Source organism: Bradyrhizobium sp. S69, assembly GCF_009766005.1.
In the GTDB taxonomy this organism is placed as follows: Bacteria; Pseudomonadota; Alphaproteobacteria; order Rhizobiales; family Xanthobacteraceae; genus Bradyrhizobium.
The window spans coordinates 46,581-73,524 of sequence record NZ_LMUK01000018.1 but is presented as its reverse complement, the minus strand read 5'-3'; the positions used below and the strand labels follow the sequence as shown (position 1 = coordinate 73,524).

Genomic DNA, 26,944 nt, shown 5'->3' with positions numbered 1-26,944 from the left:
GTCGATTGCGTAGAAGGCAGTCATAGAATGCACGCGGTGCAGTGCTACGCGCAAAGATCAGAGAATTTCCATCAGATCTGGCGTCCATGGAAAGACGCCACGCATTCGGCTTTTCGCTGACGGATCAAGCCGCGAACGCTCAGGCAGTTTAGGACCCCGAGTGCGCGGGATCGGAAGCAAGCGCAGCCGGATTGGTAACGACCGGTGCAGGCTGGACGGGCGCGGTTGGGGCGGTCGCTTTTGCGGCAGGTGCGGCCGCGGCGGGCGGCTTCGCGATCAGCAGATTGTCAGTGCTGTTCGGCGACAATTCGCTCGAGGAGCTGTCGGTCAGGAAGTTATCGAGAGCTTGCTGGATCTTCTCCTTGACGGAGTCAGGGCCGCGGTCGCTCATCTGGGTATGCTGGAACGGGGTCTTGATAATATCGATGCCGTCCTTGACGGCCTGCGCGGTGCTGGGCAGCACGCCTGGATCGGTCTTGAAATTCGGGTCGTTCGAGCGGAACGACAGGATCTTCATTTTGTCGCTGGTCACGAACGGCACCCGTAGATTATCCAGTGTGATCACTTTCGCCACCATCTCGGGATGATGCTTGGCATAGTACATCGAAATGTCGCCGCCATTGGAATGCCCAACCATCGTCAGATGATCGTAGTCCGCATTGGGTTTCAGCTTTCTAAGTTCGCCCAGCACGAACAGAATATTGGATTCGCCCTTTTCATAGACCTCGCGACGGCCGACATAAGGCTCGCCAGGTTTGGTCATCAAGGGTGGATCGCTCGGCAAATCCTGCTGAATGCTGGCGACGAGATAGCCCTTGGTGGCAAGCGCGTTGGCCAGGAACGAATATTCAGTGTTCTTGACGGTATTGCCATTGCTGATGATCGCGACCGGCAGCTTCCAGAAGCCGTCTTCGGCCTTGATCTCATAGTCCCGGCGCACGGCCAGATCGACGGCGACGGGCCGCTGCCGCGCGGCGTCGAAGAGATCGAGCGTCTCATGCCGAATGCCCCACTTGCTGATGGCGAAATAAACGCCGGCAGCAAGCAGACACACCCCGACCAGGACGGTTATCCCTCTCTTCATCGCTTCCTCGATCACTTTTGATTTAGCAGATGGTGTACAACGCTTATTAGTCGAGGGCGAACCCGCTCCGGTGAAATTAATTTTCAGCCAGATTGCTGCGTTGCAGCAGGATTATTATTACCTGAACCTATTGTTTTGCGCCGGTCATGAACAGGCTGGCGGCACGGCCAACGCCGTCACATCGTTGCCAGATGGCGTCGCGGTATTTTCGCTTTGGGAATCCGGGGCCGACCTAGCGCCGGCGCGCCACGGCAACCCCGAAAAGGAACGCCACGAACAGGCTTGCGAGCGGCGCTTCCCTTGTGATGGCGCTGATGGTCGAGAGCGGCTGTCCCGGCCGCCGCGCAGCGGCGATGGCGTCGCTTAAGCGCTCGACCGCTGACCGAAGTGCTGTTGTGACGTCCGTGATGGTGCGGGACACATCGGCGGCGGTGTCGATGGCGCGCTCGGCGATACCCGGTTGCGGCGGCATTTGCGGGGGTTCAATGCTCACATCATGCTCGCTTGTCGATGCCTTCGAAGCAGCGTTCGCCTTGCCTGGGCGATGAATGAAAGAGGCCGCCACCATGGCTACCCGCGACAGGCGCCGCTGTGAGCGGCGGGCCTTGCGGCCTTTGGCTATCCGCGACAGGCGCTGCGTTAAACAGCGGGTGGCGGCCTCATCAGACAAATGCGGGGCTGTGCGGTTTGTTCCCGCGCTCGGCCACGCCGGGAGCAGAAAATGCTTTCGCCTTGAATATTTTGAGGATTGCCAACAACTTCATGGAAATGTTCCATGCTCCGCTTCGAATGGAGGATATCGGATGACTGAGTCCGCAGATCTCGACGATGATCGAGCCGTGACATCGCGCCGGCGCTTTCTGCGCGAAAGTGGTGCCTTGATAAGCGGGGCCGTCGTAGCGGGTCTAGCCGACGGCACCGCGCTAGCGGCTGAGCCCGGTTCCGAGAACGTGCCGCCCAATGTCCCGGAATGGATGAAGGCGCCCGGCGATCCCATGGGCAGCCAGCTTTACGGCACACCGTCACCGTTCGAGAAGAACGTCGTTAAAAACATCTCGAAGAATTTGCCGCAATATATCTCCGCCTCCGGACGCACTCCGATCGGGGATCTCGACGGCATCATCACGCCGAACGGGCTGTTCTACGAGCGCCATCACGGCGGTGTTCCCGCCATCGATCCGGACCAGCATCGGCTGATGCTGCATGGCCTGATCGACCGCCCCATGATCTTCACGATGGATGATCTCCGCCGCTTTCCGTCGCAATCGCGGATTCACTTCCTCGAATGCTCCGGCAATCCGGTCTACACCAAACCCTACGGCAAGACCGCCTCTGATCTGGTGGGCTTGTTGAGTTGCGCGGAATGGACCGGGGTCAGTCTCAAACTTGTGCTTGAAGAGGCCGGACTTCGCCCCGAAGCGAAATGGCTGGTGGCTGAAGGCGCCGATGCAGCTGCCTTGACGCGCAGCATCCCGATCGAGAAATGCCTCGACGATGCCATGCTGGTGTATAGCCAGAACGGCGAGCGGCTTCGCCCTCAGCAGGGCTATCCGCTGCGACTGCTGCTGCCCGGCTTCGAAGGCAATATGAACGTGAAGTGGCTACGTCGCCTGAAGGCTGTGCCCGAACCGGCCTATTCGCGCGAGGAGACCTCGAAATATACCGATCTGATGCCGGACGGCGTCGCGCGCGAATTTACATTTTACATGGAAGCCAAGTCCATCATCACGCGGCCGTCGGGTGGACAGAAGCTCAAGCAAACCGGTTTCCATGAGATCACAGGCCTCGCCTGGAGCGGGCACGGCAAGATCAAGCGGGTCGACGTCTCGGTCGATAGCGGCAAGAATTGGCTGGAAGCGCAATTGCAGGAGCCGGTACTGACGCGTGCACTGACGCGATTTCGGCTGCCGTGGCAATGGGACGGCCAGCCGGCCGTGATCCAGAGCCGCGCCGTCGACGAGACCGGTTACGTGCAACCGACATTTGCGGAATTGCTGGCGGTTCGCGGCGAGAATTCCTTCTACCACAACAACGCGATTCAGCCGTGGCGCATCGACGCGCAGGGTCAGGTGACAAATGCCAATTCCTAAATCCGCTTTGGCGGTTCTCGCACTGACGATCGTCGCATCATTCGCACGCGCCGAAACGCCAGGGCACTATGGCATCGGGCGCACGGCGACGGACGCTGAGATAGCCGGCTGGAATATCGACATCGGCCGCAACGGCGAGAATCTTCCACCGGGCAGCGGCACTGTGGCCCATGGCAAGGAAATCTTCGCGGAGCAATGCGCCGCGTGCCATGGCGAAAAAGGCCAGGGCGGCGTGGGCGAGCGGCTTGTTGGCGGGCAGGGCACCATCGCGACGCCCAAACCGATAAAGACCGTCGGCAGCTTCTGGCCCTACGCCCCGACGCTGTTCGACTATATCCGCCGCGCGATGCCGCAAAACGCGCCACAGTCGCTCAGCAACGAAGATGTTTATGCGGTCTCAGCCTATATCCTCAACATGAACGGCCTGCTGCCCGCGGATGCGACGCTCGACGCCAAGACGCTCAGCGCAATCAAAATGCCGAACCGCGATATGTTCACCGGCGATCCTCGCCCCGACGTCAAGAATCCGGCCTGCGAGAAGGGCTGCTGAAAACAGGCTTAAGGCCGCCCAAGATGCGAAACCGCGGTATGTAGGGGATTCCCGGACGGATGGGTGTTGAATCAGGGTGTGCGGGCGTCAGGGCCGCTTGATCTCGAACGATCCGAAGAAATCGTCCTTCATGCCGGCTGCCTGCTGGCGCGATGCCTCGGGGAATTGAACAACCAGCATATATTGCGTGGCTTTCGCGCGGATCAGGCGGAAATAAGTGCCGCCTTTGGCATCGGTAAGAGAAAAGGACTGGATCTCGATCCCGTCCTTTTGCTTGTGATCGATATCCGAGACGGAAGCGCCGGGCCGCTTCCTGGCGGCCTCCATAAAACCATCGATTGGCAATGGCTGTTCCGGCAGCGGCGTTTCCGTTGCTGAAAATCTTAGGCCCTCGCCGTTTATGCCCGACAGCATCCGCACCACCAGGGTGGGAGCGCTGGGATCATCCGCTCTGATTTCGATGTCATTGAAAGCAACCGGGAAGCGAATTGAAAACGATCCGTTGGTCGGCGTGGCTTCACCGGCGGCAACGGCGGTCCGATGCATGATAGGTTCGGCTTGCGCTGGCGCCGTACCGACGAGGAGGACGAGGACGACAGCGGCAGCAGCGCAAAATGCTCTCACAAGAATTCCCATCAAAAAACAGGCTTTATTTAAGCACACTTGCGGAGGCCTGCCGTAAGAGAAATGAGGCCTGGGCTTCCGTCGGCTGATATCAGGCCGTCAAATCGGCCCCTGAAATCAGCCTCTGAAATCAAACATGGACCTGACGGCGTTTGTTTGATTACGTTGTTTCCATCATTGAACGCCATGCCAGGACATCCTTCATCGTGACCAGAACCGACGCTATCGAACGCATCAGCCAGCATCTGCAGTTCGGCGAATTTCTCGGCGAACTCGGACGCAGGGTCGGCTATCCCACCGAGAGCCAGAACCCTGGCCGCCACGAGGTGCTGCGGGCCTATCTCGAAGCGGAGCTGCAACCGGCATTTTCGGACATCGGCTTCACGACAAAAGTGATCGAGTCCGCGCGCGGAAAGCATCCTTATCTCGTGGCGGAATATCGCGAGAGCGCCTCGGCGCCGACGATTCTCACCTATGGGCACGGCGATGTGGTCGACGGCATGGAGGGGGAGTGGCGCGACAATCTCGATCCCTGGAAGCTGACGCCGAAAGGCAATCGCGTTTACGGCCGCGGCTCCGCCGACAATAAAGGGCAGCACAGCATCAACCTGTCGGCATTGCGTGCCGTTCGCGACGCGCGTGGCGGGCGGCTCGGTTTTAACGCTAAAGTCATCATCGAGATGGGGGAGGAGATCGGGTCGCCCGATCTTGCCGAGGTCTGCGCTTCCCTGCGTGACGAACTCTCGGCCGATGTATTTATCGGCTCCGATGGGCCGCGGTTGTCGGCGGAACGCCCCACGATATTCCTCGGCTGCCGTGGTGGATTGCGAATCCATCTCGACGTCGAGCTGCGCGATGGTGGCCATCACTCCGGCAATTGGGGTGGCGTACTGGCTAATCCCGCGACCATCCTTGCCAGTGCGATCGGCACGCTGGTCGATGCGAAGGGACATCTCTTGCTCGACGAGATGAAGCCGCCGCGACTGTCGAACCAGATCAGGTCGATGCTTGCCGACGTCAAGGTCGAGCCGACGGCTGATGAGCCGGCGCTGTCGCCGAACTGGGGTGAGGATGGGCTATCGCCGGCAGAACGGCTCTATGCCTGGAACACGCTCGAAGTGCTCGCGATATCGTCCGGCAATATCGAGAAGCCGGCCAACGCGATTCCCGGCCGCGCCAACGCCGTGCTGCAGCTTCGTTTCGTGGTCGGCACGCAAATAGACCAGGTCGTCCCCGCCATTCAGCGTCATTTCGACAGAAGCGGCTTCTCGATGATCAAGGTGCGGGCGACGCAGAGTTTTGCTGCCTCACGCACCGATCTCGGCAGCCCCTGGATAAATTGGGCGGCGGAATCGATCCGGCAAACCACCGGCAAGGATCCCGCGGTGCTGCCGAATTTCGGCGGCTCGCTGCCCAATGACGTGTTCTCCGACGTGCTCGGGTTGCCGACGATCTGGGTGCCGCATTCCTATCCCGGCTGCTCCCAGCATGCGCCCGATGAACACATTCTTCTGTCGGTGACGGAAGAGGCGTTGCGCTTGATGACCGGCCTGTTCTGGGATTTGGGCGAGATGAAGCAGCCGCTATAACGCGGCGCTCGCCACACGGGGACATCGAGGATGACATTATCGGCACCCGTAGTCTCGCCGGCAGCCATCCCCGTGCGGTCCCCAAATAAGCCGATCGCCAGGCTCGTGATCGCGACGTCGGTCGGCAACGCGCTCGAATGGTACGATATCGCCGTCTACGGATATTTCGCGGTCTATATCTCGAAGGCTTTCTTCCCGAACAGCGATCCCACCATTTCGCTGCTGCTGACGCTGGGCACGTTCGCGCTGTCGTTCCTCACGCGTCCGCTGGGTGGCGTGATCCTTGGCATCTATGCCGATCGCCACGGCCGCAAGGCCTCGCTGATGATTTCGATCCTGCTGATGACGCTCGGCACCCTCGTGGTCGCGTTGATGCCGGCCTATGAGAGCATCGGCGTTGCGGCGCCGATAGCGGTTCTCGTCGCACGGCTGGTACAGGGATTTTCCGCCGGCGGCGAATTCGGCAGTTCGACCGCGTTCCTGGTGGAGCATGCGCCGGAGCGGCGCGGATTTATCGCAAGCTGGCAATTTGCCAGCCAGGGCCTGGCCAATCTGTTCGCGTCGGCGTTCGGCGTCGGTCTTACCTTGTGGATGGCGCCCGCCGATTTGCAGTCCTGGGGCTGGCGAATCCCGTTTTTGTTCGGGGCGCTGGTCGGACCGGCCGGCCTCTATATCCGCAACCATCTGCAGGATGCCACCTCGCCGCCGGCAGAAAAGACGCTGTCGCCGATTAGGCAAGTGCTTCGTTACCAGAAGGTCCGGGTGCTGCTGGGTATCGGCGCGCTCGCGATCTCAACCGCGATCAACTATCTGATCCTGTATATGCCGACCTATGCCGTCAAAACGCTGAACCTTCCGGCATCGGTCGGATTCATCGCGACCTTTGCCGGCGCTATCGTCGTGACTTTTCTCACGCCTTTCGCCGGCATGGTCTCCGACCGGATCGGCCGCACCACGCACATGATCACCATCAATGTGCTGCTGTTGATCTCGATCTTCCCGGCTTTCCTGCTGCTGACCAACGTGCCGACGCCGACCGTCATCATTGTCGCGGTGTTCTGGATCGCAACACTGAAGTCGCTGTATTACGGGCCCCTCGCGGCCTTGATGTCCGAATTGCTGCCGGCGGAGACGCGGGCAACCGGCCTCGGGCTCGGTTACAACATCGGTGTGATGATTTTCGGCGGCATGGCTCCGGTCACGATGGCATGGCTGGGGAACTTCCCCGCCATCGGCGATCTCGCGCCGGGCTATTACCTGACGACGATCGGTGTTCTGAGCCTCGTTGCGTTGGTCGTGATTCGGCGAACCGTCGCGGATGTCGTGTAAGCTTCGCGTAAGTTTCGCACCCCGCGCTGCTTCATGCAAAGCATCCCATCGCGGAACCTTCGCCGCTGCGGTTGTTTATATGCAATTCGTTCAGAGCCCATTCATGGGGATTAGGTCAGAGTTGCCACCGGGAGCCAGGCGCGTCCGTATCCTCAGTTCTGCGAAATCCGGTCAAACCAATGATTGAATCAGGCCTTTCGAAAAAGCTCGGGCGCTCCTGGATGGTCGTTGCGGTACTCCATGCTGCGCCGGGCATGCTTAATGGAATCTTGATCAGCGGAATTTTGGGCGCCGGAGTCTTGGGTAGCAACGTGGCGCGCGCCGCCGAGCTTGCGCCGCATGACATGGCGCTGCTGGACCGGCTGACATGGGGCATTAATGGTTCGAGCGCGGCGCATCTGCAGGCGGTCGGCGTTGAACGCTGGTTGTTCGAACAATTGCATCCGGCGCCGAATGACGCCTTGCCCGCGTCGGCCCAGACGCAGATCGAAGCGATGCCTGACGTCCATAAATTCCCGTTCGATATTGCGGTCGGATTCGAGCAGCAGGGTAAATCGGCCAATCAGGTCACCGATCCCGACCAGAAGAAGGCCGCGCAGCAGGTGTACCAGCAGGCGATGAACGATCGCGGCAAGCAGGCGGCGGCGCGCAGTATCCTGCGCGCGCTGTATGCGCCCGATCAATTGCGCGAGCGCATGACGTGGTTCTGGTTCAACCATTTCAACGTGCATCAGTATAAGGCCAATATCCGCATCCTGGTCGGCGACTACGAGGATCGCGCGATTCGTCCTTTGGCGCTTGGCAAATTCCACGACCTTCTTACCGCCACGCTGTATCATCCTGCGATGCTGCGTTATCTCGACAATGCGGATAATGCGGCAGGCCATCTGAACGAGAACTACGCCCGCGAGATCATGGAATTGCACACCATGGGCGTCGGCTCCGGCTATACGCAAGCGGATGTCGAGGCGTTGGCGCGCATCCTGACCGGCGTGGGCATTGACCTGAAGCCGGAAGATCCAAAACTCAAGCCCGAGCTGCAATTGCAGCTGGTGCGCGAGGGGGCGTTCGAATTCAATCCGGCCCGGCACGATTATGGCGACAAGGTTTTCTTAGGACATGCCATCAAGGGCCGTGGCCTCGCCGAAGTCGATGAAGCCGTCGATATTCTGGTTCGCCATCCCGCGACGGCGATGCATCTGTGCCGGCAGATCGCGACTTACTTCGTCGCGGAAAATCCGCCGGAAGCGCTGGTGCAGCGGATGGCGCAGGTCTTCAAGTCCACCGATGGCGATATCGCCGCTGTGCTTGCCGCGATGGTTCATGCGCCGGAATTCGCCGATTCGCTTAAGTCCGGCGCCAAATTCAAGGATCCGGTGCAATATGTGTTCTCGGCGGTGCGGCTTGCCTATGACGACAAGATCATCCTCAACACGCTGCCGATTCAAGGCTGGCTCAACCGGATGGGCGAGGGACTGTTCAATCACGAGACGCCGGACGGTTATGCGATTACGCCTGCGTCGTGGAACGGGCCGGGACAGATGATGGTGCGGTTCGAGATCGCCCGGCAGATCGGCTCCGGCTCCTCCGGTCTGTTCAAGCCCGATGTGCCGAATGCAGTCGATCAACCGGCCTTCCCGCTGATCGCGAATTCACTCTACTTCAATGGCCTGCGGCAGACGCTCGGCCCTACGACGCTGGCGGCCCTCGATCAGGCCATCTCGCCGCAGGACTGGAATACGCTGTTTCTGTCGTCGCCCGAGTTCATGCGCTAGCCACCGTCACCAAGGGAACCGCATCGATGAATCGCCGTGAATTAATCAAAGCGTTCGCCTCGCTGGTTCCAATGACCGTTGGTGGCCGGGTCTGGGCCGCGCCGGCAACCGACGCGCGGCTGTTGGTGGTGTTCTTGCGCGGCGCCTATGACGCCGCCAATGTCGTGGTGCCGGTGTCGAGCGACTTTTATCACAATTCACGGCCCACGCTCGGCATCGCCAAGCCCGACGCCGGCAATCCGAATGCGGCGTTGTCGCTCGACGCGGAGTGGGGGCTACACCCGTCGCTGCGCGACAGCATCTATCCGTTGTGGGCAAAACGCGAGATCGCGTTTGTCCCGTTCGCGGGTACTTCCGACGACCTGACGCGGAGCCATTTCGAGACCCAGGACACGATCGAACTTGGCCAGTCGGCCGGTGGATCGCGCGACTATCGCTCGGGCTTCATGAGCCGGCTTGCGACCGAATTGTCGCGCGCCAAGCCGATCTCCTTTACCGACCAGCTTCCGCTGATCTTTCGCGGCAAGTCGCAGATTCCTAATATCGGGCTCAACAGCGTCGGCAAGCCAGGCGTCGACGATCGGCAGGCGCGGTTGATCAAGGACATGTATGCGCAAAGCGATCTCGGCTCGTCGGTGTCGGAGGGATTTCGAATTCGCGATGACGTCTATCGCTCGATCTCGGAAGAAATGACGGCGGCCAATCGCGGCGCGGTTTCGCCGCGCGGGTTTGAACTCTCGGCGCGGCGCATCGGGCGATTGATGCGCGAGCAGTTCAATCTCGGCTTTGTCGATGTCGGCGGTTGGGACACCCACGTCAACCAGGGCGCGGCCACCGGCTATCTGGCCGATCGTCTTGGCGAACTCGGCCGGGCGCTGGCCGGCTTCTCCGAGGAGATCGGGCCTTCGGGGTGGCGCGACACGGTGGTCGTCGTGATCTCCGAATTCGGCCGCACCTTTCGCGAGAACGGCGACCACGGCACCGACCACGGCCATGGCAGCGTCTATTGGGTGATGGGCGGCGGTATCAATGGCGGGCGGATCATCGGCGAGCAGGTGAAGGTCGACCAGCCGAATCTGTTCCAGAACCGGGACTATCCGGTTCTGACGGATTATCGCGCGATGTTCGCCGGGCTATTCCAACACATGTTCGGGCTGCAAGATGCGAGCCTACAGCGGATCTTCGCGGGCACGCATCCGGCCGCATTGGGATTGGTGTAGGGCAGCCGCTCGTCGCCAAACCTGATGTGCCAAGCCTAATTCGGGACTTCCCGGACCACGGGCCCTCGTGGCGCGGCGGGCGCTGCCGGGGTTTGCGGTGTTGGTGGGGGTGATGCGGCGGCCGGTTTAGCCGCCATATGACTGCTCCCGACGGGCACATAAACAAAGGCAGCGGCAAGTACCGCCGCGGCGACGATTACGCCCAGAATTGTGCCTGTTCTTTCCGAACTCATTTTTTCTCCTTCCGGTCAGGTTACCAGATGTTGGGGTTCGGAAACGACCTTGAAGTCCGGCAGTCGTCGATATCTACCAGCAGGGCGGGCGACGCGGCAACTATGGGATAAAGCGGCCTTTTCATGTCGTGTGGACGTCGTAATGCAAAGCGATATTCGTTTTGGCGGCCGACGCCGGCCTATCGTGTTATGGACCTTTCTGGCGGTCTGGCGGTTGAGACATTCCTGAGATCGGGCATTTAAATTGATCGCAAATTCAACGGCTGAGGCTGGCATCGAAATGAGGCAGTCGCAGAAAGGCAGCCTGCCGGTTTTGGGGCTTACCGCACTCGGCATCGTATTCGGCGATATCGGAACGAGCCCGCTTTACACCTTCAAGACCATTCTCGGCGCCACCGCGACGCCGTCGGACCCGGCGACGGTGTTGGGCGCGTTGTCGCTGGTGCTATGGACGCTGTTTATCGTCACGACGGTCAAATATGTGCTGTTCGCGATGCGCGTCGACAATGACGGCGAGGGCGGCATTCTGGCGCTGATGGCGCTTCTGGGCGTGAAGAAGCAGCACCGTCCGACCATTATTGCCGTCGGCCTGTTCGGGGCGGCGCTGATCTACGGCGACGGCGCGATCACGCCGGCGATTTCGGTGCTGTCGGCGCTCGAAGGCCTTGAGATGGCGACGCCCGCCGTGCAGCCTTACGTCGTTCCCGCGGCTGTCGCGATCCTGCTCGTGTTGTTTGCGATTCAGTCGCAGGGCACCGCCAGGATCGGTCACTTCTTCGGTCCGGTGATGCTGCTCTGGTTCGCGGCGATCGCGGTGATGGGGATCTACGGCATCGCGCAGCATCCAGCTGTGTTCGCAGCGCTCAATCCGGTCTACGGGCTGTCCTATCTGGTCTCCCATGGGGTGACCGGCTTCCTGGTGCTGGGCGCGGTATTTCTCTGCGTCACCGGTGCCGAAGCGCTCTACGCGGATATGGGGCATTTCGGCCGGGGACCGATCAAACTCGCCTGGTTTGCGGTCGTGTTTCCGAGCCTGATCCTGAACTATGCGGGACAGGCCGGGCTGGTACTCGAGGGCGCGCCGACCGACGGCAATATCTTCTTTCGGCTGTGTCCCCCTGTTCTCTTGATTCCGCTGATCGTGCTGGCGACGGTGGCGACGATCATCGCCAGCCAGTCGATCATCACCGGGGCGTTCTCGATGACCCGGCAGGCCATTCAACTCGGCTGGCTGCCGCGGCTGCGGATCAAGCAGACCTCTTCCGAGGGCTACGGGCAGATCTATGTCGGCGTCGTCAATTGGCTGTTGATGATCGTGACCGTCGCCCTGACGATCGGCTTCGGCAAATCGGACAATCTGGCCGCGGCTTACGGCATTGCCGTGTCGCTGACCATGCTGATGACATCGGCGTTATTGTTCATTGCGATGCGCGAGATTTGGCACTGGAGCCTGCCGGTGGCGGGTTCGATCGCGGCGTTCTTCCTGGTCATCGACAGCGCTTTCTTTCTCGCCAACCTTACCAAGATCGCCGAGGGCGGCTATGTGCCGTTGCTTCTCGCCGTTTCCGTCTATGCCGTGATGTGGATCTGGCATCGTGGATGGGCGGCGGTGATGAGCCGGCTGCACGAAGCGCTGATTCCGATTCCGCAGTTCATGCAGATCATTCAAACGAAAAATATCCCCCGCGTACCGGGCACCGCTGTGTTCCTGACCCGGGCCGAGCGCGATACGCCGCCTGTGATGCAGTGGCACGTCAGGCATAATCGCGCCTTGCATGAACATCTGTACGTCCTACGCGTGGAGATCCTTTCGGTACCTTGGCTTGTGTCCGGTGATCGCGTGACGATCGAGGAAGTTGTTCCAAATTTCTGGCGCGCCGAAGCGCGTTTCGGCTTCATGGAGCGCCCGCATATTCCGGAATTGCTCACGACCAGCAAATCGCTGGGCTGCACGGTCGATCTCGACGATGTCACCTATTACGTCGGCCATGAAACGGTGATCGCCCGCGAGGACGGCATGGGCCTCCCCAGATGGCAGGAGGCCTTCTTCGCTGTGATGGAACGCAACGCGATCCATGTCAGCGATTTCTTCAGCCTCCCCACCGATCAGGTCGTGGAGATCGGGCGGCAGGTCTCGATTTGAGGCGAGCCGCTCCGGGCAAAAGCCCGTCCGGCCGCTCCTCCGGTATGTTCCCTGTAGCCCGCATATGGCAGCGTCTTTCAACAGGTTTGCAACGTTGGAGCAAAAAGGCAACCGCAAGTCCGTTGTAATCCGCGGTAGGTCGGATGTAAGCTTGGGGTGCGTCTTGCTTCAGGCGCGCCCGGACGGGACTGCCTTGGCGGGGTCCCTTGGCGGTGTCTTGGCCCAGGCAGCATTGTGGTGTCTGTGAAATTGCGCGGTAGAAGGGCCGTCTCGTAGCGTTATGCGTTATCTATATTCTCGGCATCTTGACTGGAGAGTTAGTGCCGGGTCTTTGGCCAGCTCGGGGGAGCCCCAATGCATAAGCGGCATCAGCATCTGAACATTCCAATGGAGATCGTGCGCACCGTTGTCGCGATCTCGGAGACCGGCAGTCTGTCGAAGGCGGGTGAACGGCTCGGCCTCAGTCAGCCCGCGGTAAGTTCGCAGATCCACCGGCTGCAGAGCCTCGTTGGCGGCGCGCTATTTTCGAAAACGGCCAATGGAACCACCACCACGGAGCTGGGTAAGCTCGCGCTGCGTCAGGCACGAAGAATTCTTGAAGCCAACGATCAGTTATTGCGGCTTGGCGGCAATGTCGAGGGACCCCAGCCGCTGCGGCTCGGCCTGACCACGCTGTTCCTGGAGAAATTCCTCAAGCATCAAAATCCCGATACGCTCAGCGATATTTTCATCGAGGCCAATCACTCGATCGAAATAGCGAAGGGTCTGGTTGACGGATATATCGACGTCGGTTGCATCTTCGAGAACTCGGCATTCCATGCCGGTATCGAAGAACTTGTTGTCAACGAATGTTACGATCCGCTGGTGTGGGTACGCGCCAAGAATTTTGTCATTAGTCCGGGCGCGCCGCTGCCAATCCTGACGTGGCCCGGAGATGACTGGACTATCCGTACCCTGACCAAGCACGGCATCGCCTACAAGATCGTATTCAACGGCGCCGACTTTCACGCCAAGCTCGCCGCCGTGGAAGCTGGTATCGGCCTCGTCGTGATGCCCGAAAGTACGGTCCCGCCGAACCTCGTAAAAGCCAAGGAATATTATCTACCGCCGCTTCCAGCCATCAAGGTCCTGCTGTGTGTTCATCTGGGACTTGAGACGGGCCAGGCGCTGGCGCTCATGAAGCAATTGTCGGGGCTATTTTTTGAAAAGCCCGGTCTCCGTCAAGGCGAGTTGAGGCCGGAGGTTTCGATTTAGCGCGAATCGCGCGGGCTCCCGCTTGCGTCCGGGGCAAGGCCGCGATAGTGGCCAGTCCGACGAAATCGGACCGATCGCCCGCCTTCATGCTCGCCACCCCGCCGCAGTAATGCCCGACGAGCCCCGCCGGGCTTTTCTGCTGAGCGACCATCTTCCGGGTGCGGTCGGCATCCTTCGCAAGCGAGGGGCGGGTTCTCGACGGCAGCGATGGAATCATATCCGATCCCTGAAGGCCGAAATCGCTTGCGCCGCGGCCCATTTTAGGATCGAAGCCGAATTGACACTCTCTCCAGTTGTAGTTCTGACCGCCGGGAGCGGGACTGATCAATGATGCGATCGTCAATTAGAAGCCAGATTCTCGGTATTGCTGTCGGGCTGATTATCCTCATGGTCATCGTCTCGGCGCTGTCGACCGTGATGACGAGAAAGGTCGCCCATCAGCTCGATGAGTTGACGACAAAATACGTCGAAGCCAACAACCACCTGGCGCGGATGCAGACTCAGTCGCTTGGGCGTTCGCTTGAGCTTCGCCGCATGGTCATCGCCAAGATGCAATCGCCGCCCGACGAAGCAGGCTTTGCCGAGCGCAAGCAGCGCTATGAAGCGGCCGGCGTCGCGATCGAACAGGAGGCCGGCGCGGTCCATGGGCTGATCAATGCCATCATCGACGACCTCGCCACGGACTCGGATAATGCGGCGCTGGGGCGGATCGACAGCCGGATCGAGGATACCAGCAGGGATCTCCTTCATTACCTCGACGAAGAGCACGACCGCCTGTTTCCGCTGCTGGAGGCGAAAACGCAGGATTTTGCTGAAATCAGGCGAAGCCTGACCCGGATCGATGCGCTTCGCGACGAGCTTAACCAGCGGATCGATGGCATTCGCACGGATATGATGGCGCAGGTTCGCGCTGACGCCGCCGTGACGATGCGGGACCAGCAGCGGACCATCGCCATCTCGGCGGTTTTGACCGGGCTGGCTGCGATACTCGGCTTGACGTTCTCGCTGTTCGTCAGCTCGGGCATCACCCGGCCGGTGCGACGCCTGCTCGACGGCACCCGCGCGGTCGAGGCCGGGCGGCTCGACGGCTCGATCGACGTCACGACCCATGATGAAATCGGCCAGCTCACCACGGCTTTTAATGCCATGCTCGCGCAACTGCGTCGAAACGAGAAGATGCGGGAAACCTTCGGCCGATACATTGATCCGCGGGTCGTGGAAACGCTGATCGATCGCCCGGTGCTGGCCGCGACCGATGGTCAGCGGCGCGTGATGACGGTGCTGTTCTGCGACATGAAGGGATTTACCGCTCTAAGCGAAGGCATGACGCCGCAGGGGCTGGTCAAGGTGATGAATCACTTTCTGACCGCGATGTCGGAACAGGTTCGAAACAATCACGGCGTGATCGACAAATATATCGGCGATGCGATCATGGCCTATTGGGGACCGCCCTTCACCGAGAAAGGGGAAGACGCCCGGCTCGCATGCCTTGCCGCCATCGGAATGCTTGGGCGTGTTGCGGCACTGCGGACGGAATTGCCTGAATTGCTTGGCGTGCGCGCTGCCGGCTCTGCCTGCGACATTCGCGTCGGCATCGCGACCGGGGAGGTGTTGGTCGGCAGCATCGGCTCGGAGTTCATGATGAGTTACACCGTCATGGGCGACAGCGTGAATCTGGCATCGCGTCTGGAGGGGGCGAACAAGGCGTATGGTAGCCGCTGTCTGATTTCCGAAGCGACGATGATGGCCGCCGACGACGCGATCGAAACACGTGAGATCGACCGGATAGTGGTGGTTGGTCAGATTCATCCCGAGGCGGTGTTTGAGGTCATGGGCGGCAAAGGTGACCTTGCGCCGGAACAATTGATATTGCGGGCTCGCTATGCCGAAGGGCTCGCAGCCTATCGCACGCGTCGCTGGGACGAGGCACGCCGCGCCTTCGAGGCGGCGCTCGAAGCCGTCCCCAGCGACGATCCGTCGAAGGGTATGATCAAGCGCATCAACGATTTCGTGACCAAAGCTCCGCCTCACGATTGGGACGGTGCATGGCGTTTCGACTATAAATGATCGGCGTGGCCGCTGGCTCGCATCCGGCCATCAAGAAATGCAATGAGGTAAAATGGAACGCAGGAAATTGTTGTTGGTGGGCGCGACCGCCGTGGCCGGCGCGATGACTTCGAACGCCCTGGCGCAAAACACCACGTCATCTCTTCCGGATCGGTTTGCGGCTGCGCTGAGCGCCCATGATATCCATGCGTTTGCCGACCTGTTTGCCGAGGACTATGTCAATCATCAGTTCAGCGCGGCGGCTCCGGCCCCGGCTGCCGGAAAATCCCAGAAGCAGGCCAGCGTCGATTTCTTTGCCGGCCGGATCGCCGGCATGCCCGACCTTCAGGTCACGGTCGAGACCTCGGTGATCTCAGGCGATCGGGTCGCCGCGAGCTTTGTCTATACCGGAACGCACGAGGGCACCTACCTCGGTGTGCCGCCGACCCATCGCAAGCTGCGATTCACCTCGTGCGACATATTCTCGGTCAAGGACGGTCTGCTGAGGGAGCATTGGGGCATGGGCGACATCGCCGGCATTTTGGCTCAATTGCGCGCCTAGAGCCTGATCGTTTCTGATTCTGGACAAGCCCTACGTTCAGCCGATCAGCGACGAGCCGATCAACGCGATCACGGCCAGGGCCATCAGCGCGGTGCCGATCCAGCCCAACGCGATCAGCCAGGATTTGGCCCTGAACCGGCCCATCAGCCTTGAGTTGGCGACGATCACCATCATCATCGCCATGATCGGCACCGCGACGATGCCGTTGAGAACGGCGCTCCACACCAGCATGTGAATGGCGTCGATGCCGGTAAAGCCGAGCCCGAACCCGATCACGGTCGCCGCTGCGATAATCGTATAGAAACCGACGGCATCCGGCGCCTGGGCCTCCAGCGTCGCCGGCCATCCGAACGCCTCGGACACACCATAGGCGGCGGAGCCTGCCAACACCGGGATCGCCAGCATGCCGGTGCCGATGATACCGAGAGCAAAAAGAAGGAAGGTGAAATCACCCGCCAACGGTCTGAGCGCTTCCGCGGCTTGTGTTGCCGAATTGATGTTGGTGACGCCATGGGCATTCAGGACGGCAGCGGTGGTCAGGATGATGGAAAAGGCAATCACGTTGGAGAAAAGCATTCCGACAATGGTGTCGATCCGAATACGGTGGAGCTCTGGATCACCGCCCTTCCTGAGTTCGCGAAGCGGACGGGACAGCTTGCCCTGATGCATTTCCTCGACCTCCTGCGAAGCCTGCCAGAAAAACAGATACGGGCTGATCGTGGTGCCGAGCACTGCTACCACCATCATGAAATAGTCCGCGTCGATGGCGGGCTTCGGCCACACCGCCGCGAGCAGCGCGGTGCTCCACGGGATTTTCACGGTCAGCGCAGTCACGACGTAGGCGAACAGCGTGAGCGTCAGGAACTTCAATACCGGCGCATAGCGGCGATAGGGCACGAAGACCTGCAGCAGGGTCGATGTCGCGGCAAAGATCAGCGCGTGCTCGTGATTGAGTCCGCCGATCACCAGCGAGAGCGATTCTCCCATCGCCGCAATGTCCGCTGCGATATTGAATGTGTTGGCGGCGACCAGCAGAAACACCAGCGTGAGCACGAGCCAGCGTGGCGCCAGCTCCATCACATTGGCCGCGAGGCCCTTGCCGGTGACGCGGCCGATCCGCGCGCTCACCAGCTGAATGGCGATCATGAAAGGCGTGGTGAGAAATACCGTCCACAACAGACCGTAACCGAACTGCGCGCCGGCCTGTGAATAGGTCGCGATGCCCGACGGGTCGTCATCGGCAGCGCCGGTCACGAGGCCCGGGCCCAGCAACCGAAGCACCATGTTGCGGGGCTTTTTGGCAGGCGGAGCGCTGCCGGGCTTTTTGACGTCCGGCCTGCTGGATTCCGTCATCAAATGCCCAAATGTCCAGAACGGGTTGAATGGCAGGCGTACGAGCTACGGCATTGTCTTGGAAATGACGATCGTTCTGCAAAGCAAGCGCTGCCGCGGCGCAAAGTTCCCGGCCGACCTCAACTGGCAAGCACGGTGTTTGGTTTTGCACGGGGATGAGCAGGGGATGAGACGTTCATAACAACGTCCGGATTGCCCGGCCCGATAAAATGAAGGAGGCCGCCGAGCGCGGCGGCCTCCTGATTTCCTGTATTAGCGTTCCCACCAAAACCACTCGGTGTGAGCTCTGCGCCAATCGGCACCGCGCTGTTCGTTCCTGCCGATGAGAATGCCAAAGCGGATGCAGGCTTTACGGTCGCCCTTTTCGCAAAGCTGATGGAAGCCGATGATCTCTGCCTCCACGTTTTGCGCATGAGCGGGGGTTGCGACCATCGCCGTCGTGGCGGAAATCCCGACGGCGATCGCCATCGCTGCGACCAAAGGCCTTAAAATCATGCTGTCTCCTGTTAAAATGCCAGCCCCGGCGAAACCTATGGCCTGAAATCTGAACGCAATCTGAACCCGTTCGGGTGACGGCTGGAATCGTGCTGTCGACGGCGGTGCCGGCCTTTTGCGGGTGCTGGGATGTGCTAGTCTCCGGCCTGCTTTCGATCGCGCTGCCACCATGATGCAGCGAGCTTAACAAGAACACACGGGGAAAACGCCATGCGGAAGCGCAACTGGTCTAGACGCGACGTGCTCAAGATCTCCAGTGCGCTGACGGCCACGGCATTGTTCGCCGGGCGGGTGAAGGCCGCGGCACCGCCGCCATCGAGCGTGACGCCGGAATTGATCGACGCCGCCAGGAAAGAGGGCAAGATTTCCTACTATTCCGCGCTGGAGCTCAATGTCGCGGAACGACTGGGCAGGGCGTTCGAAGCCAAATATCCGGGAATATCCGTTCACGTCGAGCGCTCCGGCGCCGAGCGGATCTATCAGCGCATCGCCCAGGAGCAGGGCAGCGGTATCAACGCGGTCGACGTCGCCAATAGCACCGACCCCGCGCATTACCTTGACTGGAAGGGCAAGGATTGGCTCGCGCCTTACCTCCCGGAGGATGTCGTGAAATATTTCCCCACCGATCAGTTCGATGCCGATGGGACCTATGCGACCTCGTGCGCCTGGATGGAGGCCATCGGCTACAACTCGAGCCTGGTGACGCCGGAGGAGGCGCCAAAGAGCTATGCCGACCTGCTCGATCCGAAGTGGCAGGGCAAGATCGTCAAGGGTCATCCCGGCTATTCCGGCGCGATCATGACGGCGACCTTCGTGCTGTCGCGGGATCTCGGCTGGTCGTATTTCGAAAACCTCGCCAAACAAAAAGTGATGCAGGTGCAGTCGGCGGCCGACCCGCCCAAGAAGCTGCTGCTGGGCGAGCGCGCGATCATGGCCGACGGCAACGACTATAATTTGCTGCTTGCCAAGGACGAAGGCAAACCAGTCGAGGTAGTCTATGCGACCGAAGGCTCCCCGCTCATCATCGTTCCCAGCGCCGTGTTTCGCGGCGCGCCGAACCCGAATGCCGCGCGGCTGTTCCAGAGCTTCTTTCTAAGCGCGGAGGGGCAACAATTGCTCGTCGAAAATTATGGCCTTCGTTCGTTCCATTCGCAGATCAAGGAAAAGCCCGGTCATCCGCCATTGGCTTCGCTGAAATTGCTCAAGTCTGATCCAGTCGCGGTGCTGGCGCAAAGCGAGGACATCAAGGCGCGCTACGCCAAGCTGTTCAAGGTGTGATCTATCGAATGTGAGAGCTGGCGACGGAGAGCAGGCAACAAAAAGGCCCGCTCGAGGGCGGGCCTTTTATCTAGTGGCAGATCGCCGGGTTAGATCGCGACGCCGTAATAGGAATTGATGGATGCCGCGCTGGCGGGGTCGTTCCAATTCCAGGCATTGTCGTTGCCGTATTTCGGGGCGCCGTTGAGTTGGGTCTCGGTAATGGCGGTCCGGTAACCACCAAGCTCCGTGTCGTATTTCAGTGATTGCCAAGGCAGCGGATAATGATCGTCTCCGATGCCCAATATGCCGCCAAAGCTCAACACGGCGTACGAAACACGGCCGCTCTTCTTGTCGATCATGACACGTTCGATCGACCCGATCTTGGTGTCGTTGGCACCATAAACCGCGGTTCCCTCGACCTTGTCGCTGCCGATCAGTGTGCCGGTTTCTCTTGCTTCGGTAACCATGACCTTACCTCCTTGAATTGAGTGCAAACAACAAACTCGCGCGCCCAATTGTTCCGGCAAAACCGGCTTGGGATCGGGGAGTTCGGGGAACCTTCGGCTCGGATGCGACTTAATTCAGCAGGCGAAACAGCAAGGTAAGGCCATTCCATGAGCCAACATCACTCGATGTGGACGCTTCGCAGCCCGCTCGTCGCCGCGATCGCGGTCGCCGCGCTCGGCGTACTGGGCATGTTGCTGGTCGATCATGGCCCGTGGAACAAGCCTCATTTGCGAACCGCGGAAGTTCACTACCCCTCGACCAAGGCTGCGGCTAAAGCGGTCGGCGCAACGGTGACGCCGACTACGCCGAAAGCTGCGATTGAACCCGATGTTCCTGGCCCAAAGCCGGCGCAACCGGCGAATCCCGTTTCGCAATAAACAAACTCGGGGTGGGCTTGGTAGCGGGCAGGCGGCTTGTTCAGCGAACGCTAACGAAGCCGCCCCACAGCGCGGCGAGGATGGCTCCGACCAGAACATAGACCGGACTATCGCAAAACGTGCTGCCATATCGGCACACCTCGACGCCCCAGCCGCCGATTTCATGATTGCCGGCGGCGTAGAACAGCCCTGCAAGCACGGCGAGCATCGCGGCCACGAAATACATCGGACATTCTCCAGCTCGATCAGGTTCGGCCGAACGGGATGATACCGGGCCTAAATTCGAATTCGCTGAAAAGAAGGCTTCTAATTTAAGATAAATTGGTGGCATTCGACGCCGATCCATCGCTGATGCGATCGCCAGGATAGCATCGCTACTGGGTGCCTTTGGTATCGGGCAACCTTGGGAATCAAGACAACGTCGGAGCGTCGGGACCTTTTTCGATGTCCGAGCGGACCTTTGTCAAAACCGAATTGAAATAGGCTTCGCGCTCGCGGTGGAAGCGATGCTGGTGGGCCTGAAAAGCCGCGACCCGGGTCTGGATTTCCCTTCGCACTTCGCTGAGCGCAGGCGGCCGTGGGCTTAGCGCGGGCGGCGATGGCAGGTCGTCGGTTTGTTCGGCTCGCTCGATCGGTTCGGCCGCGACGGATGTCTCGCTCGGTGCGGTATTCGCGACGAAGTCTGAGACAAGCTCTGCGAAAGGCTCTTCGATTGGGGCAGCCCCGACCGATGCCGGCTGCGGCGTGAGCTGCTGTTTTCCGCCGTTTACGGATTGAACGAATGCTTTTGTTTGCGCGATCAAATCGTCGCGCATCTTCGACCACGTCATAAGATAACCTTACTCAAAATTAGTACAGCAAAAATGCCCTGGATAAATCAGCTACTTAGTAGCACGAGACCGGCGTCGCGGAAAGGGCGGCGCCGGCGGCGAACGGGGAGCTTGCTCAGACCGGGATGGCATCCAAGCACCGCTTCGATCGCAGCCTCGCACGATTTCCACGAACCCGTTCAAAAAAAGCTTGCAACGTCGGGCAAATCACGTCCTTATATCCATCGCCGGAAGAACTAGCCCGCGGCCCGGAAACGGCCCGCGGGCTTTTTCAATCGCGGGAACGAAAGCTCGATCTCGCGAAATACCCGGAGCGGTATGAGCACGTATGGGAAGGCGTCTACGCGCGCGCGTTCGAGGGTGCGTATTTCGCGGAAATGATGCCCGAAGCGCGGGCGCAGGGCCGAATTGGAGAAGTCTCCGCCGATCCGCTGCTGCGGCTGCGCGCCTTGATCGACATCGGCGGCTCCGGCGCGCGGGCCGATGCTTTTACGATCTGGATTGTGCAGTGGATCGGCAATGAAATGCGTATCTTGGATCATTACGCGGCGGTCCGCCAGGTGCTGGCGTTTCACGTCAACCGGCTGCGCAGCACAGCTACGCGCAAGCCATCCTGTATCTGCCGCATGACGGTATCAACGCCAACAACGTCACCGGCAAGCGCTATGACGAGCATCTGAGCGACGCGTGTTTTAATGTCGAGCCCCCGGTGAAGAACCAGGGCAAGGGCGCCGCCATGATGCGCATCGAGGCATTGCGCCGATTGGGCCCGCAACTCTGGTTCAACGAGGCCAGCACCTAGCCCGGCCGCGACGCGATCGGCCTTTATCACGAGCGCAAGGACGACGTGCGCGACGTCGGTCTCGGACCGGAGCATGATTGGTTGAGCCATGCGGCCGATGTGCTGGGGCTGATGGCGGTTTGCTATGAGGCGCCGGGGAGGGTGGGGGCGTTCAACCGGCCGATGCGGTATCGAGAGCAGGGGTGGGTGTGAAAAGCGAGTTCGGTGATTACGAATTTCGCGACTAGCAAAAGTCGAGATTAACCTGGCCGGGAAAACTCCCGCGCGCACTCGGAAGCAGGAGTAAAGCCCTATAGGCCGCAGTCCGTGTCGCGTTGCGAGTGAGGAACGGCAAGGCGGTGATTGGGGGGTAGCCTGCACGGCCAGCAGCTGCGCGCACGGGCGGCGGATGCAGTAGTTGTCCGGTCTGCGGATTGATCGTGGCTGGATCGTTGAAGAACTTGCCGGAGTTCTTCTGTCCCATGATCCGCGTCAGTTCGGCCGCGGTATTATAGAGCTGAAGGGTCGCCGACCAGATTGGTCTTGCCGCCGGACACATCTCCTTCTACACATTCGCAATCAGGCGAGGCTTGCGGATCGTGTTGTGCGGTCGCGCGAAATCGATTTACGCCGTCGCCTTTGACCAGATCTCGTCGAACTCCGCTTTTGGTATCGTAGCCGGCTCGAATTCGGACTCCTCGGCGATCTGCCCAAGCGACGGCACCGGCACTAAGCCTAGTTCCGCCCCCCATAGCTACTCCAGGCCCGCATACCCCATCCTGCCGCCCGGAAAGGCTTCGACCTTGCGAATCTCACAACGTTCGCGATCCAACTCACTGTAAAGAAGTATGGGTTCATCAGGAAACGAGTGGCTCCATTTCACCTTGATGTAAATCATTCGCTCGGCACCTTGCCGCTGCTGATAAACCCTAACCTCGTGGCTTCGGGCTTTGAGCTGCACCCGGTTCCGAAGACACCGAGTTAGGTGTTTTATGGAACAGGAGGTGCGTCATGGAGAGAAGGCAGTTCACGCGGGAGTTCAAGCTTGAGGCGGTCCGGCTGATCAAGCAGCGCGGCGTGTCGTATGCGCAGGCGTCAAAAGACCTTGGAGTTCATCCGACACAGTTGCGCAATTGGGTGAAGCAGCTTGCGGACGACCCGCAGCACGCGTTTCCAGGTCACGGCCAGATGAAGCCAGAGCAGTTGGAGATCGCGCAGCTCAAGCGCGAGGTTGCCAAGCTCAAGGCCGAACGAGATATCCTAAAAAAAGCCGCGGCCTACTTCGCGAAGGAATCGACGTGAAGTTCGGTTTTGTGGCGAAGCACCGGGGGATATGGCCGGCGGACTGGTTGTGCGAGGCGCTCGGTGTCTCGCGGGGTGGGTTTTATGCCTGGCTGACACGACCGCGCAGTCGGCGCAGCCAGAGCGAAGAAGAGCTTGGCGCGAAGGTTCGTGCCAGTTTCTTGGCGAGCGACCGGACCTACGGCGCCAGGCGGGTGTGGCACGACCTGCTCGCCGAAGGGGTATCGTGCGGGCTGCACCGGATCGAACGATTGATGCGGCTGCAGGCCCTTAAAGCGCGCCCGCGACAGCGTCGACTGCCGCCCGATCTGGGGGAGCGGCAGGTCGCCGCCGTCGCTCCCAACGTGCTCGATCGCAGCTTCGAAGCGCCCGCTCCCAACCACAAATGGATTGCTGACTTCACTTATGTTTGGACGGCGGAAGGCTGGCTCTATGTGGCCGCAGTCGTTGATCTGTTCTCGCGGCGGGTGGTCGGCTGGTCGATGAGTACAGCAATGACGGCACAGCTCGTCACCGATGCCCTGGTGATGGCGATCTGGCGACGCGGCAAACCGGATGCGCTGCTGCATCACTCCGACCGTGGCAGCCAATACACCAGCGAGCAGTTCCAGCGGTTGATGGCCGATCACGGCGTGGTCTGCTCGATGAGCCGGTCAGGCAACGTCTGGGACAACGCGGCGGTGGAGAGCTTCTTCTCGTCATTAAAGACCGAGCGGACTGCGCGCAAAATGTATCGAACCAGGGACGATGCCAAGGCCGACGTCTTCGATTATATTGAGCGCTTCTACAATCCGAAACGCCGGCACTCGACGATCGGATATTTGAGCCCTATGGAGTTCGAGCGGCAGGTTAGCTTAAACGGGTGTCAACAGAACCGGGTGCAGCTCACTTTTAGCATCAGCAAGGCGAGAATATGCCATCTCGGCGGCCAGCCTCATCAGGGAGATGGGATTAGAAGCGACGGCAAAGTCATGTTCTCGCCATTCACAGCAAGCGTAACCCGACACCCAGTCCAAAGCCCCACAGTGAGATAGTTGAGGTCCGTCACCACTTCCAGTAAACCCTCCCTGTCGCAGAGGACCGTCAGCAACAGTGAAGAATCCGATGAGAGGATAACCTCCTCAGCCCAAGGCTCCACGATCACCGTCAACGGCTCGGGGTTGCGGTTAATTATGAGATACTTTGCGGTCGTATCCGTCATTGGAAGCTCCTCAAGATGTTTGCCAGCAAGGCGCGGTGAGCTGCCGAAAGGTTGGTTGGATCCTGGCTCGCTGCATTCTCATAAAAATTCTGGAAGGCAGCAACAGTTCGCGAGGTAATCCCGGCGGACGTGAGATTGGATATTACTTCAGCAGTCGCTTCGGTGGAAGCCTCTCTTGATGTTGTTAGCCCTTGAGCGAAACCGGCAAGTCGCCGAAAATCGTCTGGCGTTATTTCCTTGGGTAAGGTGGCTACCGCTTCGCTGATAGCTTGTGTGGCAGGGCTGCGCGCTGGCGTACCTACCCCTGAGATTGTTGGGCCGGCGAGCCCATCAGCAGCCGCAGATTCGCCCAGACCTGCTCTAAATGGACCGAGTCCCTCAGCGCCCGCGATTGCCAGTGGCGGAAACAGCAGCTAACCGAGTCCAATCGCTCCTTCAATCTTTGCAGCGGCGGGGTTATTCCGCACAAAATCGGCCACCCCTTCCGATTGAGCGCCCTCAGGTGCCGCCAACTTATTGAAGAAATCTATGAATGGCGAAGCTGACCAACCTTCGGCCGCAGATTCAACAGGTACAGTTGGCCTTGGCTGAGCCGACGGCTCGGGTTGCGACTGGCTTTGCGGTTGGAGCTGCCGCGGTTGCGCTCAAAGCGGCGCAGTAACATGTGGACCGAAATCAAGGCCTCCTGCCTTCACTCTTTGACGATGGCGTGGGGTTATTGCTTCGCCGTCGTCGGCGTTGCGATGCAGGGGGTCGATGTGCTCGCCGAAGCGCTGGGCGATCCAAACTTGAGAGACCAGGTATCGGCGGCGGTCGGCGATACCAAGATGGTCGGGCGCATCCTGCTCGGCGTCTCGATCATCACCATTGTCGCGCGGTTGCGGACAGCTCGAAAGGTCAACGGATATGTGGCTGGCGATCCTCTCATTTCTCGGCGGACCTGTCATCAAGGGACTAATCGACGCATATCAAGCCAAATTGAAAGCGGGCCACATCGATAGCAAGATAGCGGCCGATCTGGCCGGGAGTGAGATCGCCGCGCAGACACTTGAGACGCAATCGCCCACTCAATTGAAGATGGCCGAGATCGGGCATCCCTGGGAGCCTGAAAAGTTCGCCTTCTATGTCGTTTTAGCGTTCTTTGCCAAATGTGTCGTGTGGGACACGATCTTGGGTCTCGGCACGACGCCATCCTTGAAAGGCGACGTCAGCATCCGGGCCGGCCTCGTTATGCCGTTCTATTTTAGTACGCGCCCATTCGGAGACGTCGTGCGGATCATCAAGCGTTGACGGCTGGAACACTCAAGCGATGACCGCAACGCGCGACGATCATATTCGTGCGGTGGTCGCGGAAACGATGGCCGAACAGCAAAGACTTCACCACGAGGATATCGACGCCGTGGTCCTAAAAGCCGTCGTGGCCATTCTGACTTCGTTCGGGGTAGAAGACGACGATCGCCGTGAGCTACGCGCAGATCTCCAACATCTGCGACGGTGGCGTAAGAGTGTCGAACAGGCGCAGAGCTACACATTCAAAGCCGTGATCACGATTGTCGTTACCGCCTTTGTTGGAGTAGTGGGGCTCGGCATCAAGGCCTTGCTCAGCAAATAGTCAGAAGCGGCAGCTACATCGGTTGGCATCGCAGTAAAGCGGAGCTTCAGGGAGGCTGGTCGATGTACAGCATTCGGGAGCTTGACGGGTTGGACGACGAAGTTGGGGATGTTCTGACAGAGCTTCACCGGCTTACATTCTTTGATGGCGCCCCGATTCCGAAATTCGATCAAGGTTATTGGTGGCTCGCGTTTCGCGAGGCGGCGCCGGTTGGCTTCGCAGGTGTCATTCCGTCCACGCGCGCCCATAATGCCGGCTATTTTTCACGCGTCGGCGTGCTGAGGAAGCACTGTGGCCATGGTCTGCAGCTGCGCATGATGCGCGCGACGGAATGCCGTCCTCGCAACAACGGTGGACACTCCTTGGTCTCTGACGCCACCGATAACATCGCCTCGGCAAACAATTTTATTCGCGCGGCTACCGTTTGCATCAGCCGCGAAATCCATGGGCATGGCCGAACACATTGTATTGGAGAAAGTCCATCAAATGACGGCGTCATCGTCGTTGATGGAAATGTTTAAACGCGCCGGCACGCATCGTATCCGTCCGAAATCCCTCATCTCGCCCGTTGGCCATATGGCCATCGGGCTTTTTTTCGTTTCTGGGCACGAAGATGCGGAGCCATTGTTTCTCGCGTCTTCATGCCTTATACGACGCAGAGGGGGCATCAAATGACGTTGTTGAACAAGGTTTTTACGACCAGGACGCTGGTGCAGATCATTCTTGT

Annotated in this window: 26 protein-coding genes and 3 pseudogenes; 17 read left to right on the top strand and 12 right to left on the bottom strand. The window is 60.0% G+C overall.

The features are described from left to right. Positions 1-265: 265 nt before the first annotated feature. Together GSQ88_RS06105 and GSQ88_RS06100 are read right to left on the bottom strand one after the other, a co-directional pair. Positions 266-1,084 (bottom strand): annotated as a pseudogene (locus tag GSQ88_RS06105) (alpha/beta fold hydrolase); the annotation flags it as partial. A gap of 232 nt (positions 1,085-1,316) precedes the next feature. After that, a complete protein-coding gene (locus GSQ88_RS06100; protein WP_174247928.1) occupies positions 1,317-1,577 on the bottom strand; it encodes a hypothetical protein in 261 nt (86 codons plus the stop codon). 310 nt (positions 1,578-1,887) lie between these two features. Between GSQ88_RS06100 and soxC the strand changes: the two genes are divergently transcribed. Then, positions 1,888-3,174 carry a sulfite dehydrogenase gene (soxC, locus tag GSQ88_RS06095; RefSeq protein ID WP_159006487.1) on the top strand — a complete coding sequence of 429 codons (1,287 nt, stop codon included), beginning with the start codon at positions 1,888-1,890 and terminating at the stop codon, positions 3,172-3,174. Next, positions 3,161-3,724, top strand: coding sequence for a c-type cytochrome (locus GSQ88_RS06090; protein WP_159006486.1), 564 nt, complete (start codon positions 3,161-3,163; stop codon positions 3,722-3,724). The genes soxC and GSQ88_RS06090 overlap by 14 nt, the downstream gene beginning before the upstream one ends. Positions 3,725-3,811: 87 nt before the next feature. Here GSQ88_RS06090 and GSQ88_RS06085 read toward each other — a convergent pair whose 3' ends face one another. Then, entirely contained in the window at positions 3,812-4,360 is a 549-nt protein-coding gene (locus tag GSQ88_RS06085) for a hypothetical protein (protein WP_159006485.1), read from the bottom strand. Positions 4,361-4,554: 194 nt separating this feature from the next. Between GSQ88_RS06085 and GSQ88_RS06080 the strand changes: the two genes are divergently transcribed. The 4 genes from GSQ88_RS06080 (at position 4,555) to GSQ88_RS06065 (ending at position 10,261) form a co-directional block, all read left to right on the top strand. Further along, a complete protein-coding gene (locus GSQ88_RS06080; protein ID WP_159006484.1) occupies positions 4,555-5,937 on the top strand; it encodes a M20 family metallopeptidase in 1,383 nt (460 codons plus the stop codon). 72 nt (positions 5,938-6,009) lie between these two features. Next, positions 6,010-7,266 (top strand): MFS transporter, encoded by a 1,257-nt coding sequence (locus GSQ88_RS06075; protein WP_246735083.1) that lies wholly within the window; start codon positions 6,010-6,012, stop codon positions 7,264-7,266. 254 nt (positions 7,267-7,520) lie between these two features. Then, positions 7,521-9,041, top strand: a complete 1,521-nt coding sequence (locus GSQ88_RS06070; RefSeq protein ID WP_159006482.1) for a DUF1800 domain-containing protein — start codon at positions 7,521-7,523, stop codon at positions 9,039-9,041. A 26-nt stretch (positions 9,042-9,067) separates the two neighbouring features. Continuing rightward, positions 9,068-10,261: a DUF1501 domain-containing protein gene (locus GSQ88_RS06065; RefSeq protein WP_159006481.1), complete on the top strand. Its 1,194-nt coding sequence runs from the start codon at positions 9,068-9,070 to the stop codon at positions 10,259-10,261. Positions 10,262-10,296: 35 nt separating this feature from the next. Here the strand turns inward: GSQ88_RS06065 and GSQ88_RS35535 are convergent, their stop codons facing one another. Then, positions 10,297-10,494, bottom strand: a complete 198-nt coding sequence (locus GSQ88_RS35535) for a hypothetical protein (protein ID WP_246735082.1) — start codon at positions 10,492-10,494, stop codon at positions 10,297-10,299. Positions 10,495-10,774: 280 nt separating this feature from the next. Between GSQ88_RS35535 and GSQ88_RS06060 the strand changes: the two genes are divergently transcribed. Both GSQ88_RS06060 and GSQ88_RS06055 read left to right on the top strand, forming a co-directional pair. Then, positions 10,775-12,637, top strand: a complete 1,863-nt coding sequence (locus GSQ88_RS06060; RefSeq protein ID WP_159006480.1) for a potassium transporter Kup — start codon at positions 10,775-10,777, stop codon at positions 12,635-12,637. Positions 12,638-12,991: 354 nt separating this feature from the next. Continuing rightward, positions 12,992-13,891 carry a LysR family transcriptional regulator gene (locus GSQ88_RS06055; RefSeq protein ID WP_246735081.1) on the top strand — a complete coding sequence of 300 codons (900 nt, stop codon included), beginning with the start codon at positions 12,992-12,994 and terminating at the stop codon, positions 13,889-13,891. Between the two features lie 339 nt (positions 13,892-14,230). Here GSQ88_RS06055 and GSQ88_RS35530 read toward each other — a convergent pair whose 3' ends face one another. Beyond that, on the bottom strand, positions 14,231-15,049 hold the full coding sequence (locus GSQ88_RS35530) for a hypothetical protein (RefSeq protein WP_246735092.1): 819 nt from the start codon (positions 15,047-15,049) through the stop codon (positions 14,231-14,233). Here GSQ88_RS35530 and GSQ88_RS35525 point away from each other — a divergent pair. Beyond that, positions 14,936-15,958: an adenylate/guanylate cyclase domain-containing protein gene (locus GSQ88_RS35525; protein ID WP_246735089.1), complete on the top strand. Its 1,023-nt coding sequence runs from the start codon at positions 14,936-14,938 to the stop codon at positions 15,956-15,958. The two genes, GSQ88_RS35530 and GSQ88_RS35525, sit on opposite strands and share 114 nt — an antisense overlap. 52 nt (positions 15,959-16,010) lie before the next feature. Next, entirely contained in the window at positions 16,011-16,499 is a 489-nt protein-coding gene (locus GSQ88_RS06045) for an ester cyclase (protein ID WP_159006478.1), read from the top strand. 36 nt (positions 16,500-16,535) lie between these two features. Here the strand turns inward: GSQ88_RS06045 and GSQ88_RS06040 are convergent, their stop codons facing one another. Together GSQ88_RS06040 and GSQ88_RS06035 are read right to left on the bottom strand one after the other, a co-directional pair. Continuing rightward, entirely contained in the window at positions 16,536-17,783 is a 1,248-nt protein-coding gene (locus tag GSQ88_RS06040) for an NRAMP family divalent metal transporter (RefSeq protein WP_174247932.1), read from the bottom strand. Positions 17,784-18,104: 321 nt separating this feature from the next. After that, on the bottom strand, positions 18,105-18,347 hold the full coding sequence (locus GSQ88_RS06035; protein WP_159006476.1) for a hypothetical protein: 243 nt from the start codon (positions 18,345-18,347) through the stop codon (positions 18,105-18,107). A 210-nt stretch (positions 18,348-18,557) separates the two neighbouring features. On the opposite strand from GSQ88_RS06035, the gene GSQ88_RS06030 reads away from it, so the two are divergent. After that, a complete protein-coding gene (locus GSQ88_RS06030; protein ID WP_159006475.1) occupies positions 18,558-19,625 on the top strand; it encodes an extracellular solute-binding protein in 1,068 nt (355 codons plus the stop codon). Positions 19,626-19,714: 89 nt separating this feature from the next. Here the strand turns inward: GSQ88_RS06030 and GSQ88_RS06025 are convergent, their stop codons facing one another. Further along, positions 19,715-20,074, bottom strand: coding sequence for a PRC-barrel domain-containing protein (locus GSQ88_RS06025; RefSeq protein WP_159006474.1), 360 nt, complete (start codon positions 20,072-20,074; stop codon positions 19,715-19,717). 147 nt (positions 20,075-20,221) lie between these two features. Between GSQ88_RS06025 and GSQ88_RS06020 the strand changes: the two genes are divergently transcribed. Continuing rightward, positions 20,222-20,491, top strand: a complete 270-nt coding sequence (locus GSQ88_RS06020; RefSeq protein ID WP_159006473.1) for a hypothetical protein — start codon at positions 20,222-20,224, stop codon at positions 20,489-20,491. A 40-nt stretch (positions 20,492-20,531) separates the two neighbouring features. Here GSQ88_RS06020 and GSQ88_RS06015 read toward each other — a convergent pair whose 3' ends face one another. Together GSQ88_RS06015 and GSQ88_RS06010 are read right to left on the bottom strand one after the other, a co-directional pair. Further along, the gene (locus tag GSQ88_RS06015) at positions 20,532-20,717 is read right to left on the bottom strand and encodes a hypothetical protein (RefSeq protein WP_159006472.1); all 186 of its coding nucleotides are present in this window, start codon (positions 20,715-20,717) and stop codon (positions 20,532-20,534) included. Between the two features lie 184 nt (positions 20,718-20,901). After that, positions 20,902-21,321 (bottom strand): hypothetical protein, encoded by a 420-nt coding sequence (locus GSQ88_RS06010; protein WP_210253758.1) that lies wholly within the window; start codon positions 21,319-21,321, stop codon positions 20,902-20,904. Between the two features lie 125 nt (positions 21,322-21,446). On the opposite strand from GSQ88_RS06010, the gene GSQ88_RS35520 reads away from it, so the two are divergent. Then, positions 21,447-22,001 (top strand): hypothetical protein, encoded by a 555-nt coding sequence (locus tag GSQ88_RS35520; RefSeq protein ID WP_246735080.1) that lies wholly within the window; start codon positions 21,447-21,449, stop codon positions 21,999-22,001. Positions 22,002-22,727: 726 nt separating this feature from the next. Here GSQ88_RS35520 and GSQ88_RS36140 read toward each other — a convergent pair. Next, positions 22,728-23,000, bottom strand: a pseudogene (locus tag GSQ88_RS36140) (DUF6881 domain-containing protein). Positions 23,001-23,113: 113 nt separating this feature from the next. Between GSQ88_RS36140 and GSQ88_RS06000 the strand changes: the two are divergent. Further along, positions 23,114-24,261, top strand: a pseudogene (locus tag GSQ88_RS06000) (IS3 family transposase); the annotation flags it as partial. Between the two features lie 340 nt (positions 24,262-24,601). On the opposite strand, the gene GSQ88_RS36135 reads toward GSQ88_RS06000, so the two are convergent. Then, positions 24,602-24,871, bottom strand: a complete 270-nt coding sequence (locus GSQ88_RS36135; protein ID WP_502706699.1) for a DUF4951 domain-containing protein — start codon at positions 24,869-24,871, stop codon at positions 24,602-24,604. Positions 24,872-25,511: 640 nt separating this feature from the next. Between GSQ88_RS36135 and GSQ88_RS05995 the strand changes: the two genes are divergently transcribed. From GSQ88_RS05995 to GSQ88_RS05985, 3 genes are all read left to right on the top strand, one after another. Continuing rightward, positions 25,512-25,895 (top strand): hypothetical protein, encoded by a 384-nt coding sequence (locus tag GSQ88_RS05995; RefSeq protein ID WP_159006470.1) that lies wholly within the window; start codon positions 25,512-25,514, stop codon positions 25,893-25,895. A 19-nt stretch (positions 25,896-25,914) separates the two neighbouring features. Next, entirely contained in the window at positions 25,915-26,217 is a 303-nt protein-coding gene (locus tag GSQ88_RS05990; RefSeq protein ID WP_159006469.1) for a hypothetical protein, read from the top strand. Between the two features lie 62 nt (positions 26,218-26,279). Next, on the top strand, positions 26,280-26,738 hold the full coding sequence (locus GSQ88_RS05985) for a GNAT family N-acetyltransferase (RefSeq protein WP_349628203.1): 459 nt from the start codon (positions 26,280-26,282) through the stop codon (positions 26,736-26,738). The last annotated feature ends 206 nt before the right edge of the window (positions 26,739-26,944 follow it).

Coding starts and splice junctions, on each gene's coding strand:
- soxC (WP_159006487.1), top strand. CDS start 1,888: ATGACTGAGTCCGCAGATCTCGACGATGATCGAGCCGTGACATCGCGC.
- GSQ88_RS06090 (WP_159006486.1), top strand. CDS start 3,161: ATGCCAATTCCTAAATCCGCTTTGGCGGTTCTCGCACTGACGATCGTC.
- GSQ88_RS06085 (WP_159006485.1), bottom strand. CDS start 4,360: ATGGGAATTCTTGTGAGAGCATTTTGCGCTGCTGCCGCTGTCGTCCTC.
- GSQ88_RS06070 (WP_159006482.1), top strand. CDS start 7,521: ATGCTTAATGGAATCTTGATCAGCGGAATTTTGGGCGCCGGAGTCTTG.
- GSQ88_RS06065 (WP_159006481.1), top strand. CDS start 9,068: ATGAATCGCCGTGAATTAATCAAAGCGTTCGCCTCGCTGGTTCCAATG.
- GSQ88_RS35535 (WP_246735082.1), bottom strand. CDS start 10,494: ATGAGTTCGGAAAGAACAGGCACAATTCTGGGCGTAATCGTCGCCGCG.
- GSQ88_RS06060 (WP_159006480.1), top strand. CDS start 10,775: ATGAGGCAGTCGCAGAAAGGCAGCCTGCCGGTTTTGGGGCTTACCGCA.
- GSQ88_RS06055 (WP_246735081.1), top strand. CDS start 12,992: ATGCATAAGCGGCATCAGCATCTGAACATTCCAATGGAGATCGTGCGC.
- GSQ88_RS06045 (WP_159006478.1), top strand. CDS start 16,011: ATGGAACGCAGGAAATTGTTGTTGGTGGGCGCGACCGCCGTGGCCGGC.
- GSQ88_RS06040 (WP_174247932.1), bottom strand. CDS start 17,783: ATGGTGCTTCGGTTGCTGGGCCCGGGCCTCGTGACCGGCGCTGCCGAT.
- GSQ88_RS06035 (WP_159006476.1), bottom strand. CDS start 18,347: ATGATTTTAAGGCCTTTGGTCGCAGCGATGGCGATCGCCGTCGGGATT.
- GSQ88_RS06030 (WP_159006475.1), top strand. CDS start 18,558: ATGCGGAAGCGCAACTGGTCTAGACGCGACGTGCTCAAGATCTCCAGT.
- GSQ88_RS06025 (WP_159006474.1), bottom strand. CDS start 20,074: ATGGTTACCGAAGCAAGAGAAACCGGCACACTGATCGGCAGCGACAAG.
- GSQ88_RS06020 (WP_159006473.1), top strand. CDS start 20,222: ATGAGCCAACATCACTCGATGTGGACGCTTCGCAGCCCGCTCGTCGCC.
- GSQ88_RS06015 (WP_159006472.1), bottom strand. CDS start 20,717: ATGTATTTCGTGGCCGCGATGCTCGCCGTGCTTGCAGGGCTGTTCTAC.
- GSQ88_RS06010 (WP_210253758.1), bottom strand. CDS start 21,321: ATGACGTGGTCGAAGATGCGCGACGATTTGATCGCGCAAACAAAAGCA.
- GSQ88_RS35520 (WP_246735080.1), top strand. CDS start 21,447: ATGGCATCCAAGCACCGCTTCGATCGCAGCCTCGCACGATTTCCACGA.
- GSQ88_RS05995 (WP_159006470.1), top strand. CDS start 25,512: ATGTGGCTGGCGATCCTCTCATTTCTCGGCGGACCTGTCATCAAGGGA.
- GSQ88_RS05990 (WP_159006469.1), top strand. CDS start 25,915: ATGACCGCAACGCGCGACGATCATATTCGTGCGGTGGTCGCGGAAACG.
- GSQ88_RS05985 (WP_349628203.1), top strand. CDS start 26,280: ATGTACAGCATTCGGGAGCTTGACGGGTTGGACGACGAAGTTGGGGAT.